At 64.7% G+C, this 13806-nt stretch carries 15 protein-coding genes and 1 tRNA gene; 9 read left to right on the top strand and 7 right to left on the bottom strand.

Going from position 1 to position 13806, the window contains the following annotated elements; all coding sequences use genetic code 11:
- The first annotated feature begins 97 nt into the window (after positions 1 to 97).
- From pstS to pstB, 4 genes are all read left to right on the top strand, one after another.
- Positions 98 to 1138 (top strand): phosphate ABC transporter substrate-binding protein PstS, encoded by a 1041-nt coding sequence (gene pstS / locus DK459_RS13150; protein ID WP_006385466.1) that lies wholly within the window; start codon positions 98 to 100, stop codon positions 1136 to 1138.
- 137 nt (positions 1139 to 1275) lie between these two features.
- Positions 1276 to 2292 carry a phosphate ABC transporter permease subunit PstC gene (gene pstC / locus DK459_RS13155; protein WP_045953031.1) on the top strand — a complete coding sequence of 339 codons (1017 nt, stop codon included), beginning with the start codon at positions 1276 to 1278 and terminating at the stop codon, positions 2290 to 2292.
- 24 nt (positions 2293 to 2316) lie between these two features.
- On the top strand, positions 2317 to 3174 hold the full coding sequence (pstA, locus tag DK459_RS13160) for a phosphate ABC transporter permease PstA (protein WP_006385464.1): 858 nt from the start codon (positions 2317 to 2319) through the stop codon (positions 3172 to 3174).
- 47 nt (positions 3175 to 3221) lie between these two features.
- A complete protein-coding gene (pstB, locus tag DK459_RS13165) occupies positions 3222 to 3998 on the top strand; it encodes a phosphate ABC transporter ATP-binding protein PstB (protein ID WP_006385463.1) in 777 nt (258 codons plus the stop codon).
- A 144-nt stretch (positions 3999 to 4142) separates the two neighbouring features.
- Here the strand turns inward: pstB and DK459_RS13170 are convergent, their stop codons facing one another.
- The gene (locus DK459_RS13170; RefSeq protein ID WP_006385462.1) at positions 4143 to 5498 is read right to left on the bottom strand and encodes an aromatic acid/H+ symport family MFS transporter; all 1356 of its coding nucleotides are present in this window, start codon (positions 5496 to 5498) and stop codon (positions 4143 to 4145) included.
- A gap of 167 nt (positions 5499 to 5665) precedes the next feature.
- Here DK459_RS13170 and DK459_RS13175 point away from each other — a divergent pair.
- The 4 genes from DK459_RS13175 to DK459_RS13190 all read left to right on the top strand — a co-directional run bounded on the left by DK459_RS13175 (position 5666) and on the right by DK459_RS13190 (position 8073).
- Positions 5666 to 5742, top strand: a tRNA-Pro gene (locus tag DK459_RS13175).
- Between the two features lie 448 nt (positions 5743 to 6190).
- Entirely contained in the window at positions 6191 to 6397 is a 207-nt protein-coding gene (locus DK459_RS13180) for a hypothetical protein (protein ID WP_110134803.1), read from the top strand.
- Positions 6397 to 7500 carry a glycosyltransferase family 4 protein gene (locus tag DK459_RS13185; RefSeq protein ID WP_070543005.1) on the top strand — a complete coding sequence of 368 codons (1104 nt, stop codon included), beginning with the start codon at positions 6397 to 6399 and terminating at the stop codon, positions 7498 to 7500. The genes DK459_RS13180 and DK459_RS13185 overlap by 1 nt, the downstream gene beginning before the upstream one ends.
- 105 nt (positions 7501 to 7605) lie before the next feature.
- Positions 7606 to 8073 carry a carboxymuconolactone decarboxylase family protein gene (locus DK459_RS13190; RefSeq protein ID WP_006383905.1) on the top strand — a complete coding sequence of 156 codons (468 nt, stop codon included), beginning with the start codon at positions 7606 to 7608 and terminating at the stop codon, positions 8071 to 8073.
- A 19-nt stretch (positions 8074 to 8092) separates the two neighbouring features.
- Here DK459_RS13190 and DK459_RS13195 read toward each other — a convergent pair whose 3' ends face one another.
- The 3 genes from DK459_RS13195 to DK459_RS13205 form a co-directional block, all read right to left on the bottom strand.
- A complete protein-coding gene (locus DK459_RS13195; RefSeq protein WP_054438643.1) occupies positions 8093 to 8695 on the bottom strand; it encodes a LysE/ArgO family amino acid transporter in 603 nt (200 codons plus the stop codon).
- 103 nt (positions 8696 to 8798) lie between these two features.
- The gene (locus DK459_RS13200; RefSeq protein WP_049051161.1) at positions 8799 to 9050 is read right to left on the bottom strand and encodes a hypothetical protein; all 252 of its coding nucleotides are present in this window, start codon (positions 9048 to 9050) and stop codon (positions 8799 to 8801) included.
- Positions 9051 to 9291: 241 nt separating this feature from the next.
- The gene (locus DK459_RS13205) at positions 9292 to 9516 is read right to left on the bottom strand and encodes a YdcH family protein (protein ID WP_006383908.1); all 225 of its coding nucleotides are present in this window, start codon (positions 9514 to 9516) and stop codon (positions 9292 to 9294) included.
- A 258-nt stretch (positions 9517 to 9774) separates the two neighbouring features.
- Between DK459_RS13205 and DK459_RS13210 the strand changes: the two genes are divergently transcribed.
- Positions 9775 to 10920: a sterol desaturase family protein gene (locus DK459_RS13210; RefSeq protein WP_070540236.1), complete on the top strand. Its 1146-nt coding sequence runs from the start codon at positions 9775 to 9777 to the stop codon at positions 10918 to 10920.
- Between the two features lie 29 nt (positions 10921 to 10949).
- Here DK459_RS13210 and ycaC read toward each other — a convergent pair whose 3' ends face one another.
- From ycaC to DK459_RS13225, 3 genes are all read right to left on the bottom strand, one after another.
- A complete protein-coding gene (gene ycaC / locus DK459_RS13215; protein WP_006383910.1) occupies positions 10950 to 11573 on the bottom strand; it encodes an isochorismate family cysteine hydrolase YcaC in 624 nt (207 codons plus the stop codon).
- Between the two features lie 129 nt (positions 11574 to 11702).
- Complete coding sequence (locus DK459_RS13220; protein WP_020926850.1) at positions 11703 to 12674, bottom strand: LysR substrate-binding domain-containing protein; 972 nt, start codon at positions 12672 to 12674, stop codon at positions 11703 to 11705.
- 126 nt (positions 12675 to 12800) lie between these two features.
- Positions 12801 to 13748, bottom strand: coding sequence for an AraC family transcriptional regulator (locus DK459_RS13225; protein WP_006383912.1), 948 nt, complete (start codon positions 13746 to 13748; stop codon positions 12801 to 12803).
- Between the last annotated feature and the right edge of the window lie 58 nt (positions 13749 to 13806).

The following is a 13806-nucleotide window of genomic DNA, read 5'->3' on the forward strand; positions in this document are numbered from 1 at the left end:
TCCTGTCACGTTGGACTTCTAAGATGCGAGGGTCGCTGAAAGACAGGCAGTGGAAAGCCTGCCAAAGACTCCTCTAACGAGCACAGAAGGAACCAAGATGTTCAAACGTGTCTTCAAACAAGTTTCCCTGGGCGTCGCGCTGAGCGCCGCCGTTTTCGCCGTCCAGGCCGCCGATGTGACCGGCGCCGGCGCTTCGTTCCCGTACCCGATCTACGCCAAGTGGGCGTCGGACTACAAGGCTGCCACCAACAACGCCGTGAACTACCAGTCGATCGGTTCGGGCGGCGGTCAGCAACAGATCATCGCCAAGACCGTCGATTTCGGCGCCTCGGACGATCCCATGAAGGCCGCCGATCTGGAAAAGAATGGTCTGCTGCAGTTCCCGGCCGTCATCGGCGGCACCGTGGCCGTGGTGAACATCGACGGCATCGAGCCGGGCAAGCTGAAGCTGTCGGGCAAGGTCCTGGGCGACATCTTCCTGGGCAAGATCAAGAAGTGGGACGATGCCGCCATCAAGGCGCTGAACCCCGACCTGAAGCTGCCGTCGGCCGACATCATCGTTGTGCACCGTTCGGACGGTTCGGGCACCACCTTCGGCTGGACCAACTACCTGTCCAAGGTGTCGCCGGAATGGAAGGAACAAGTCGGCGAAGGCAAGGCCGTCAAGTGGCCCGTGGGCCAGGGTGGCAAGGGCAACGAAGGCGTGGCCGCCTACGTCGGCCAGCTGAAGAACTCGATCGGCTACGTCGAATACGCCTACGCCAAGCAGAACAAGCTGGCCTGGACCCAACTGCAGAACAAGGCCGGCAAGTTCGTCCAGCCGGAACAGAAGGCCTTCGCCGCCGCTGCCGCGAACGCCGACTGGAAGAGCGCGCCTGGCATGGGCGTGGTGCTGACCGACGAGCCGGGCGCCGATTCGTGGCCCGTCACCGCCGCCACCTTCATCCTGGTCCACAAGTCGCAGGACAAGCCGGTGCAAGGCAAGGCCGTGCTGGACTTCTTCGACTGGGCCTTCAAGAACGGCGCCAAGTCGGCTGAAGCCATGGACTACGTGCCGCTGCCGGAAGCCGTCACCAAGGAAATCCGCGCCGCCTGGGGCGAGGTCAAGTCCGCCGACGGCAAGGCCGTCTGGAAGTAAAGCGGTTGCCCGGCGCGACGGCCCAGCCACGCGCCGGCATCTGCCAACTGCCCCGGCATCCGGTTCGCCGGACGTCGGGGCGGGTCTCCCGGACCCATTTGTCGTTTCCCCCAAGGTTTCCTAAGGAAAGTCCATCCATGAGCGCGGTAATGGATAATAGTGTGCCGCTTCCGCCCAGCGTGGCGGACTCCGTGACTACCGGCACGCCTTCGCCTATGAAGCAAAACAAAAACGCGCTGATGGATGCGCTGTTCAAGAACCTGACCCGCCTGTTCGCCTTCCTGGTGTTCATCCTGCTGGCGGCGATCCTCGTTTCCCTGATCTATGGCAGCCGCGAATCGCTGGCCAAGTACGGCCTGTCGTTCCTGTGGCTCAACGATTGGGACCCCGTCAAGCAGAACTATGGCGCGGTGGTGCCCATCATCGGCACGCTGCTGACCTCGGCCATTGCCCTGATCATCGCGGTGCCGGTGTCGTTCGGCATCGCCATCTTCCTGACCGAACTGTCGCCGACCTGGCTGCGCCGCCCGCTGGGCACCGCGGTCGAGATGCTGGCGGCGATTCCGTCGATCATCTACGGCATGTGGGGCCTGTTCGTCTTCGTGCCGGTGTTCCAGCAATACGTGCAGCCTTTCCTGATCGCCACGCTGGGCAGCGTGCCCGTCATCGGCGGCATCTTCGCGGGACCGCCATTCGGCATCGGCATCTTCACCGCCGGGCTGATCCTGTCGATCATGATCATCCCGTTCATCGCCGCGGTGATGCGCGACGTGTTCGAACTGGTGCCCGCCATGCTGAAGGAATCGGCCTACGGCCTGGGCAGCACGACCTGGGAAGTGATGTGGCGCGTGGTGCTGCCGTTCACCAAGTCGGGCGTCATCGGCGGCATCATGCTGGGCCTGGGGCGCGCGCTGGGCGAGACCATGGCGGTGACCTTCGTGATCGGCAACGCCTTCAAGTGGTCCGGTTCGCTGTTCTCCCCGGGCAACTCGATCGCCTCGGCCCTGGCCAACGAATTCAATGAAGCCGGCGGCATCCAGAAGTCGGCGTTGCTGGAACTGGGCCTGATCCTGTTCCTGATCACCACGATCGTGCTGGCGCTTGCCAAGATGCTGCTGGTCCGCCTGTCGGCCGGTGAAGGCAAGCGTACCTGACCGGCGCCGCACAAGGAAAAGATCATGGCTGCTGTATCCGTACTCAATATGCAAAACGGCGTCTACCGCCGGCGCCGCGTGGTCAACCGCGTGATGCTGACCATCTCGCTTGGCACCCTGGTGTTCGGCCTGTTCTGGCTGTTCTGGATCATCCTGACGCTGCTGCTCAAGGGCGCGCCGGCGCTGTCGTACACGCTCTTCACCGAGATCACGCCGCCGCCGGGGCAGTCCGGCGGGCTGGTCAATGCCATCTTCGGCAGCGTGATGATGGCGGGCGTGGGCACGCTGATCGGCACGCCGGTCGGCATCCTGGCCGGCACCTACCTGGCCGAATACGGCCAGCGCGGCTGGCTGGCGCCGGCCACGCGCTTCCTGAACGACGTGCTGCTGTCGGCCCCGTCCATCATCATCGGTCTGTTCATCTACGCCGTGTACGTGGCGCAGGTCGGGCACTATTCGGGCTGGGCCGGCGCCATCGCGCTGTCGATCCTGGTGATCCCGGTGGTGGTGCGCACCACCGACAACATGCTGCTGCTGGTGCCCAACAGCCTGCGCGAAGCCGCGGCCGCGCTGGGCTGCCCGAAGTGGCGCATGATCACCCTGGTGTGCTATCGCGCCGCCAAGACCGGCATCATCACCGGCGTGCTGCTGGCGATTGCCCGCATCTCGGGCGAAACCGCGCCGCTGCTGTTCACCGCGCTGTCGAACCAGTTCATGTCGACCAACATGAACGGCCCGATGGCCAACCTGCCGGTCGTGATCTACCAATACGCCGCCAGCCCCTTCAAGGACTGGAACGACCTGGCCTGGGCCGGCGCCACCCTGATTACGCTGCTGGTGCTGGGCATCAACATCATCGCCCGCAACATGTTCCGCAAATAAAGATCGCTTTGCCGGCGCGCGTGCCGCGCCGGACCTAGGGAAACCAAATGGAAAACACCGCCACCGCCGTCAAGAACAAGATCGAGGTCAAGAACCTGAACTTCTACTACGGCAAGTTCCATGCGATCCGCAATGTGAACATGTCGATCCAGGAGAAGAAGGTCACCGCCTTCATCGGCCCGTCGGGCTGCGGCAAGTCGACGCTGCTGCGCACCTTCAACCGCATGTTCGAGCTGTACCCGGGCCAGCGCGCCGAGGGCGAGATCATCCTGGACGGCGAGAACCTGCTGACCGCCAAGACCGATATCTCGCTGATCCGCGCCAAGGTCGGCATGGTGTTCCAGAAGCCCACGCCGTTTCCCATGAGCATCTACGACAACATCGCCTTCGGCGTGCGCCTGTTCGAGCGCCTGTCCAAGGGCGAGATGGACGAGCGCGTGGAGTGGGCGCTGAGCAAGGCCGCGCTCTGGAACGAAGTGAAGGACAAGCTGCACCAGAGCGGCAACAGCCTGTCGGGCGGCCAGCAACAGCGCCTGTGCATCGCGCGCGGCGTGGCCATCAAGCCGGAAGTGCTGCTGCTGGACGAGCCGTGTTCGGCACTGGATCCGATCTCGACCGCCAAGATCGAGGAACTGATCGCCGAACTGAAGAACGACTACACCGTCGTCATCGTGACCCACAACATGCAGCAGGCCGCCCGCTGTTCGGATTTCACGGCCTACATGTACCTGGGCGAACTGATGGAATTCGGCCAGACCGACCAGATCTTCGTGAAGCCGTCGCGCAAGGAAACCGAGGACTACATCACCGGCCGCTTCGGCTGATCGGCGGCGGGAGCGCGCCTGGCGGGCAACCGGCGGGCGGCGCTCCCGCGGCGCTTCATCACGGTGGTATCGGCGGCGCGCCCGGAAGGGCGCGCCGTTGTCATTTCCGCTGGCCTGCGTTGCTCGCCCGGCAGATGGGCAGCATCAGGAACGCTGCTGTTCCAGCGTCCGCGCGCCGGCCGCGGGTTGCGCCGACGCGCCACCGGCGTAGCGCCCCGGGATCAGGATCACGAACACCGCCGCCAGCACCGCCGCGCACGAGAACGCCATGAAATTCCATGCCAGCGGCAGCTGCAGCCCGGCCAGATAGCCGCCGACGATGGGGCCGCTCATCGCGCCGATGCGGGCGAACGACAGCGCCCAGCCGGTGGCGGCGCCACGCGCATGCGCCGGGTAGTAGCCCGCCAGATAGCCGGTCAGGATCAGCGAAGACGAAATGCTGCCGATCCCTGCCAGCGCCACCCACAGGTAGTTGACCGCCAGCGGATTGTTGTAGGTCAGGCAATAGATGCCGATAGCGCCCACCAGATAGAACAGCGCCACGATCCTGCGCGGTTCGCTCTTGTCGGCGAACTGGCCCAGCACCAGGCCGCCGATCGCGGAGGCCAGGCTGAAGACCAGCAGGAACGAGATGCTCGACCCCAGGTCGTAGCCGTTCTTGCGCATGATCTGCGGCAGCCAGGTGTTCAGGCCGTAGACCAGCATCATGCCCAGGAACAGCGCTCCCCAGAAGCACAGGGTGGCGCGCAGGTGGCGCGGCGCGAAAACCGCGGCCATCACATCGCGCCAGGTGGTCTTCTCGCCCGTCACTTCGCGCGGGCGGAACGGCTCCAGCGAGGCGATGCCCAGGCGTTGCGCCATGGCGCGGGCGCCGGCCTCGTCGCCCTTGGCCAGCAGGTATTCGAGCGACTCGGGCAGCAGGCGCGCCAGCACCGGCACCAGCAGCAGCGGCGCCGCGCCCACCAGGATCACCGCGCGCCAGCCCCAGTGCTGCAGCACCGCCATGGCCACCGCGGCCGAGCACAGGATGCCGAGCGAGTAGCCGGAGTACATGACGCCGTAGTTGAAGCCGCGCTTTGCGGGCGGTGAATACTCGATCGTCAATGCCGCCGCCACCGGGATCACGCCGCCCAGCCCCAGGCCGCCGATGAAGCGGAAGGCCGCGAACCAGGTCGGGGTGGGCGCCCAGGCCGCGCCGATCATGGTCAGGGAGAACAGCGTCACGCAGGCCAGCAGCATGCGCCGGCGGCCCAGCAGGTCGGACAGCGTGCCCACCGCGAACGAGCCGACGAACATGCCTGCCAGCGCGTAGCTGCCCAGCATGCCCAGTTCGATCGAACTGAGATTCCAGCTCTTGTCGTCGGCCAACGCCGGCAGCACCGCGCCCATGACGCCGACGTCGTAGCCCTCGAACAGGATGGCCAGCCAGCAAACGAACAGCACGGTGTAGGTGGTCCGCGCGGGCGTGGCCCAGGCGGACGGAGTGGAGGCGTTAGCCATGTGGTTCCCGATGAATGTCGTTATGAGTCGTGGGGCTCTGAGGGCCGCATTTAATTTATGCTTCAACTATATAGGTGTCAATCAGGGCACGCCCGACGGGCGCGGAGCGGCGGCATGCTCCCGATGTGGTCGGGGATGGCGCCGGTATCTGGTATAGTTGCGACCCTCGGGGCGTAGCGCAGCCTGGTAGCGCATCTGCTTTGGGAGCAGAGGGTCGCGAGTTCGAATCCCGCCGCCCCGACCAGGAAACACAAGGCCGTTAGTGAACGCGTTCACTAACGGCCTTTGTCGTTTCCCGCTCGAGTTTTTTTGCGGCGATAAGCGGAACGGGCGTTTATCAAGCGGTTGTCCGCTCCGTGGCTTTGGCAACCTGTTCATTCAGGAAATGGTAAGCTTCCGCCTGCCCGGCCGACCTCGTCCTTGCCGCTCGGTGCTGATGTGAAAAATATAAGACCAAGAAGTTGACGCGTTACGTGCCGAAGCCGGGATGTTGGACACAGTTTGTTAAAATGCGGCAATAATTATTTAATTGAAACATTCTTATGCCGCATTTTCAGGGCCTTCGGCTACCCGCGTTGTTTCGGTTTTCTTTCGATCCTGGCAATGGCAAGGCTCCGCGGCTCGTGGATGTAGGGCTGGCCAGTGCGATTCCGTCACACATTTCCGAAGCGGCCGAGCCTTATGCACTGACCGTGCTGGAACCTTCCGCCACCATGACCCGGTTGCGGCAGGCCGGCTGGCGCCTGTGCCTGGACCCGTCCGGCAATATCCAGGCGCGCCAGCATGACAAGCGCCTGGACATCGAGCCAAAGGCCACCACCCCTTATGGCGTGATCTCGACCGAGGATTTTCTCTACGCCGAGGCCATGGTGCTGATGTCGCAAAGCGAGGCATCCTGATGCGCGACGGCGGCCAGATACGCCTGCGGATCATGCATTCCGAGGCGGCCACCACCTTCGGTGGCCAGGAAAATCGGATCTTCCGGGAAATGATGGCGCTGCGCGAGCGCGGCCATACGCTCGAGGCGATCTGCCAACCCGCAAGCAAGCTGTCTTCGCGCCTGCAGGCCGAGGGGTTTCGCGTGCACGAATTCCTGATGGACGGGATGTCGAACTACACCCGGGCGGTATATGGGATCCGCGGGATCCTGGCGCGCGGCAAGTTCGACGTCCTCAATACCCATAGCCGGCGCGATACGGTGATCGCGGCGATGGCGGGCAGGCTCGCGGGCACGCCGCTGATCGTGCGGACCCGTCACCTGGCGAAGCGGCCAGGGTCCCTATGGAGTTACACGCGGCTGCCACACCGCGTGGTGGCGGTCAGCGACTATGTCGCCACCCAGATGATCGAGCGCGGCGTGCCCCAGAGCCATGTCGCGACGGTGTCCGACGCCATTCCCATCGCGCCGAACGACGGCCGCTCCAGCCTGCGCGAAGAACTGGGCATTGCGCGGGCCGCCATCGTCATCGTCTGCGTCGCGCACCTGCGGCCGCAGAAAGGCCAGGGCCTGTTGCTGTCCGCGGCGGCGCCCCTGATGAACGGTCCGGCCGATATCCATCTGGTTTTCGCGGGCGAAGGCTCGCAGCTCGACGTCCTCAAGGACATGGCACGCCAGCATGGCTGCCAGGCGCGCACGCATTTTCTTGGCCGACGCGCCGATATCGGCAACGTGCTGGCGGCCGGCGACATCTTCGCGCTTGCCACCCAGTTCGAGGCCCTGGGCACTTCGTTCATCGAAGCGGCCGCCTGCGGGCTGCCCATCATCGGCACGCGCGTGGGAGGCGTCCCCGAAGTCGTGAAGCACGGCGAGACCGGGCTGCTGGTGCCCTACGGCGATGTCGACGCCTTGCGCGCCTGCGTGGAAACCCTGGCCGCCGACGCGACCTTGCGGCGACGCATGGGCGCCGCCGGCGCGGCCTACGTGCGCGGCGAGAAAAAATTCTCGCTCGCCGGCATGGCGGAAAGCATGGAAGCCGCCTATCTGCGATGGTTGAAGCGATGAGGTGGCCGTTGCACATGGCCCAGCACGCAACCTGATTCTTGGATCTACCGGAAAACGCCATGCGGGCGCAACATGACGTTTTCACAGCCGAATTCAGGATTCACCATGAGCCAACGCATCGACTACGCCCAAGCCGCGCCCGAGGGCTACAAGGCCTTTGGCGCCGTATACGCCTATCTGCGCCAATGCGGCCTGCCCGAGGAGCTGGTCAACCTCGTGTATCTGCGGGTCTCGCAGATCAATGGTTGCGCCTATTGCATCGACATGCACTCGCGCGACCTGCTCAAGCAGGGCGTCGCGGTGGACAAGCTGGTGCTGGTGCCGGTGTGGCGCGAAGCGGGCGCCTTGTTCAGCGGGCGCGAACAGGCGGCGCTGGCCTGGGCCGAATGCGTGACGCGGGTGGCCGACAGCGGCGTGCCGGATGATGATTACGAGGCCGCCTCGGCACAGTTCAACGACAAGGAGCTGGCCGACCTGACCTATGCAATCGGACTGATGAACGCGTTCAATCGCCTGGGCGTCACGTTCCGCAATACGCCGGCCGCCGTCCGCAAAGCCACGTCGGGCCAATGAGGCCGGCGGCGCGACAGAATCACGGCCAGACCAGCTTCAACGCGATCGCCAGCATGGCGATGCCGACCAGGACGTCCAGCACCCGCCACGCCGCCTGGCTGGCGAACACCGGCCGCAACAGGCGGGCGCCGAACCCCAGTGTGAAGAAGAACGTGAACGAAGCCGCCATCGCGCCCAGCGCGAAGGCAGCCTTGTGTCCGTCGTACTGGCTGGAGATCGAACCGAGCAGCACCACCGTGTCGAGATAGACATGGGGATTGAGCCAGGTGAAGGCCAGGCAGGTGGCCAGGGTGGCGCCCAGCCCGGCCGCTTGCCGACCCGATGGCGTCAGGCTGCCGTGGTTGCGCAGGGCGGAACGCAGGCTGCGCGCCGCGTACGCCAGCAGGAACAGCGCCCCGCCATAGCGCAGCACCGGTTCCAGCCAGGGCAGGGCATGCGATGCCAGGCCGAAGCCGGCCACGCCGGCGGCAATGAGGATCGCGTCCGAGACGGCGCATACCAGGCAGACGGCGAAGACGTGTTCCTGGCGCAAGCCTTGCCGCAGCACGAAGGCGTTCTGGGCGCCGATCGCGAGGATCAGGCTCAGGCTGAGGAAAAAACCGGGAAGGAAGGCGCTGGTCATGTCATACCCTGGATCAAGGGCGACAGACTAGCGGCTGCAGGGTGATTAGAGAATCTAAAGATGCTAATCCATCTTTAGGGATACTGAAGGAACGCCGGGCGGCTCAGTGGCGCGGACGGGTGGGTTCGGGCTGTAGCTTGTCGAGCTGGGCCTGCAGCGAATCGAGCAGCAGTTGCAGTTGTTCGGAGGTCATGGCGTAGACGCGGCCGCGGCCAGCGCGGCCCATCGCCGTGGGCGAAGGATCGCTCAGGAAATCCAGCCGCAGCAGCAGCGAATCATGTTCCCGCAGCGGCATCATGGCCCAGCCCGTCACGGGCGACACGGCTTCGCCGGCCTTGAAATCTCTGTCTTGCACCTTGCACCGTCCTGTTTACGCATCCGGCGGATGGCCGGAAGGCCTGATTTTATTAATTCAGTTATTTGTCAGCAAGCGGGCGCCTACATAATCGGACTGGATAACTGGACAAGGGCAGGAGCTTTACCCTGTCGATGGGCGGCGGACGCCGTGGCAGCGTGGCGGCAACGGCTTGCCAGGCAGCAAAAAGGCGCCGCGATGGCGGCGCCCTGCGCAATGATCGGGCTCGGGAAGGAGGGGGTCAGCCGGCGCTCTGGTCTGCCGCCTTCAGCAAGCTGTACAGCTTGTCCTTGAGCAGCAATTTTTCCTTTTTCAGGATTTCGACGCTGGTGTCCGAGGCTGGCACGATGCCCGCCTCCATATTCTTGATTTCCTGGTCCAGGTCGTTATGGCGCTGGAACAGGGCCGAGAAGTGACCGTTCTCGGCTTTCAGGCGGGTGATCAGTTGGCGGTACTCAGGGAACATGACGGCCTCTTGCTGGATCCGGGTGGAAGGGGACTGCGCGGGGCCGGCGGACCGGCCCGTAAATGAGCTGTCGGTTCCATGACATAACAATGCCCCGTCAAAGTCAACCCGCCGCGCCCGTGCCGCCGCGGCCGGTTTGACGCGGCGCAAGCACGGTTCAGGCGCGCCGTAGCCTGGTCTTATCTACTCACGTTTGTTTACATGGCATGCCTGGGCCGGGGATACACTCGCTTCCCCGTGGTCTGCCATAAAAGTGAAATGAATCAGCGCGCGCCCATTTACCGTCAGGTCCTGGATTTGTTCAAGCAGGACGGCCGCATCCGCCCCGGCACGGGAATGATCACCGGCGTGATCGCGTTGTTCCTGGCGATCCTGTCCGTACTGGGCGTCCTGGCATTTCATTTCCCGGCATATCTGACGACCCCGGAGCTACGCAGTTTCTATACGGTGGAGGCAATGCGCACGCTGCTGTTCGCCGCCTTGCTGGCCTCCGGCACCATTGCCTTGACCAACATCGTGTTCGGCCGCCAGCGCTGGCTCAACATCGCCGCTTTCGTGCTGGTGTGCTGCGCGGTCGCGGCGGGCGGCAGCCAGGTCGTGGTGATTTCCTCCAATACCGGCCACCACCCCTATCTGGGGCTGGACTGGTTCATCCTGGACCTGCTGGCCTCGAGCACGGTGTTCATCATCTTCGAGAAGCTGTTCCCCTTGTACCCGGGCCAGCCTGTGTTCCGCGGCGAATGGCAGGTGGACATGAAGCATTTCCTGTTCAATCACCTGTCGGTCGGCGCGGTGCTGTTGTGCATCAACTTCTTCGTGCACCGGTTGTTCTCGTGGGCCGCGTATGAGCCGCTGCAGCAGGCGATCCAGTCGTTGCCGTACCTGGCGGAACTGTTCGTGGCGGTGCTGGTGGCGGACCTGGTGCAGTATGCCGCGCACCGCGCGTATCACGAGGTGCCGTTCCTGTGGCGCATCCACGCCGTGCACCACAGCACCCGTACGCTCGACTGGCTGGCCGGTTCGCGCCTGCACATCGTCGAGCTGCTGATCACGCGGGTGGCGGTGCTGGGCGTGCTGTTCGCGCTGGGCTTTTCCAAGCCGGTGCTGGATGCCTACATCATCATCGTCGGCTTCCAGGCGGTGCTCATCCACTCCAACGTCAAGCTGCCGTGGGGCTGGCTGCGCTACGTGATCGTGACGCCGGACTTCCACCACTGGCACCACTCGTCCGACACCGAGGCCATCGACAAGAACTACGCGGCGCACCTGTCGTTCATCGACTATCTGTTCGGCACGGCGGTGCGCGGCACCGGCAAGCGCCTGCCGGAAAACTACGGCATTCTCGACAACGACATGCCCGGCACGTTCCTGGCGCAACAGGCCTACCCCTTCCGCAAGAGGTAGGCCCGCGAGGCAGGCGTGCGCCGGGCGGCTTACTTGCCCTTGGTGGTCGAGTACGACGCCATCAGGTTGCGATAGTCGGGGATGTGGTTGGCGAACAGCGTACCCAGGCCCTCGATGTCGTTGCGCCAGTCGCGATGCAGTTCGCAGGCCACGCCGAACCACGACATCAGTTGCGCGCCGGCCTGTTCCATGCGGCTCCAGGCGGCGTTGCGGGTGACTTCGTTGAAGGTGCCCGAGGCATCGGTCACCACGAATACGTCGAAGCCTTCCTCCAGCGCCGACAAGGCGGGGAAGGCCACGCACACTTCGGTCACCACGCCGGCGATGATGAGCTGCTTCTTGCCGGTGGCCTTGACCGCCTTGACGAAGTCTTCGTTGTCCCAGGCATTGATGTTGCCGGGGCGGGCGATGTAGGGCGCCTTGGGGAACTTGTCCTTCAGCTCCTGCACCAGGGGGCCGTTGGGGCCGTCTTCGAAGCTGGTGGTCAGGATGGTGGGCAGCTTGAAATAGGCGGCCAGGTCGGCCAGCGCCAGCACGTTGTTCTTGAATTGATCGGGTTGAAAGTCGCGCACCAGAGACAGCAGGCCGGCCTGATGGTCGACCAGCAGTACGGCGGCTTCGTTCTTGTCCAGTTTGACGTAGGGTTTGCTCATGGCTTTGCTCCGGTTGCGTGAGGGAGGCGGGCCCAGGGCCGCGCCGTGGTCAGAATCTTGAGTCTGTAGCCTGCATCCTAGATTAGCCGGGGAACATGTCGGTAGTGGTTCAAAGCGATCCTCAGCGTTCTATTCCTGGGACGATATATGCGCCCCTTGAACAATCTGCGGGCAATGGCGGCGCTGCGCCTGCGCTTCGAGTTCGCTGATGCCGTGATATTGCTCGGCCATGAAATCCAGCAGTTCGCGCACCGCCGGCAGCAGGCCGCGACGCGAGGGGAAGACCGCGTGCACGTTGCCCGGCTCGGGCTGCCAGGGGCCGCCCACGTTCACCAGGCGCCCCGCATCCAGTTCGTCGTGGATCATGACCATCGGCAAGGCGACGACGCCCACGCCCCGTAGCGCGGCCTGCTTCAAGGCCAGCATGTCGTCGGTGACAAACCGCGGCGAGTAAGGCACTTCCAGGCGCGCGCCATCGGCGCCATCCAGTCTCCAGACCGATTCGCGCTGCTCGGGCCCCAGCGCCAGCGTCGGCAGCTGGCTGAGTTGTTGCGGATCGGCCGACGCCGGCAGGCGCCGCGCCAGTGCGGGGCTGGCCACCAGGCACTGGCGTCCAACGCCCAGATGCTTCATCACCAGGTCGCTGCTTTCGATCTGGCCGAAGCGCACCCGTACCGCCAGGTCGTAACCCTCGCGCAGCACGTCCACGGGTCGGCTGAAGCTCTTCAGGTAAACGTTCACCTTGGGACACTGCTCCATGAAGCGCGCCACCATGTCGCCCAGGAAATAATAGATCAACGCCGGTGGCGCGCTCATGCGGATGGTGCCTTGCGGCTCGGCGTGGGTGCGGTCGATGACTTCCTGCGCCGCCTCCGCGCCAGCAAGCATCGACAGGCACTGCTCGAAATATTCCTGGCCCAGCTCCGTGACCGCGAAAGTACGCGTGGAGCGCTGGATCAGCCGTACGCCGAGCCGTTCTTCCAGTAGCGCGATCCTCCGGCTGAGGCGCGATTTGGGGATGTCGAGCGCGCGTCCGGCCGGCGCGAAGCCGCCGTTGCGCACCACTTGCACGAAGTAGTAAAGGTCGTTCAGGTCTTGCATGGGCGCGCCCGCATTCGCAGTGGGGAGTCCCCAAGCATATCGCCGATTCCCGGTCAGGCGCTCCGCGTCGCGTCGCCTGGAGGCCCGAGCCGGGTGGCTGTGCGGCTGCGGCCGTGCGTCGCAGGATCAGGCAGCCGCCAGCGCTTCGTCCTTCCAGCGCTGTTTGTCGCGCAAGGGCGGCGTGCCGAACAGGCGGCTGTATTCACGGCTGAACTGCGACGAACTCTCGTAGCCGACCGCATGGGCCGCCAGGGCCACGCCGGCATCATCGGTCAGCATCAGCCGGCGCGCCTCCTGCAGCCGCAGGTGCTTCTGGTACTGCAGCGGGCTCATGGCGGTGGCCTGCTTGAAATGATGATGCAGTGATGACACGCTCATATGCACGTCGCGGGCGATTTCCTCGACCCGCAATGGCAGCGCGTAGTTGTCGCGCAGGATGCGGATCGCCTTGGCCACCCGATTGAGCTGGCTGTCCTGCAGCACGGTCTGGCGCAGCACCACGCCCTGGCCGTTCATCAGCAGGCGGTACAGCAGTTCGCGCTTGACCATGGGCGCCAGGATGGGAATGTCGCGTGGCGTATCGAGCAGGCGGAGCAGGCGCAGCATCACGTCCAGCAGGGTGCCGCCAAGCGGATTGACGCACATGGCGCGCGAGGCTTCGGCCGGCACCAGCGGCGGCAGGTTCTCGTCGCTGATCAGGGCGGTGATTTCCTCTGGGTTCAGGTCCAGCCGCAAGCCCAGGTAGGGCAGGGTCGGGCTGGCCACCGAGACCTTGGCTACCACCGGCAGGTCGACTGAGGAGATCAGGTAGTGGAACGGATCGTACTCGTAGGCTTCGTCACCGATCAGCACCCGCTTGGATCCTTGCGCGATGACGGCCAGCGCCGCCTTTTGCAAGGCGGGCTTGGGGCCGGTCGGCTGCGAGATGCGGTGCAGGAACAGGCCTTCGATGGGTGTATCGAGCGAGCCTTCGAGCGTGCCGGTCATGCGCTCGAGCAGGCACAGCAGTTCGTGCCGGGCGGGTTCGAAAACGGCATTCGGCGGGGTGATCGTGTCGGTGGGGACGGGAGGCATGGAGGGGCTCCGGGCAAGGCGCCCTTGCGCGCGCGTGGCGGGCGGGGCGCCGGAGGAT

The organism is Achromobacter sp. RW408, from assembly GCF_003184165.1.
GTDB lineage: Bacteria > Pseudomonadota > Gammaproteobacteria > Burkholderiales > Burkholderiaceae_B > Achromobacter > Achromobacter xylosoxidans.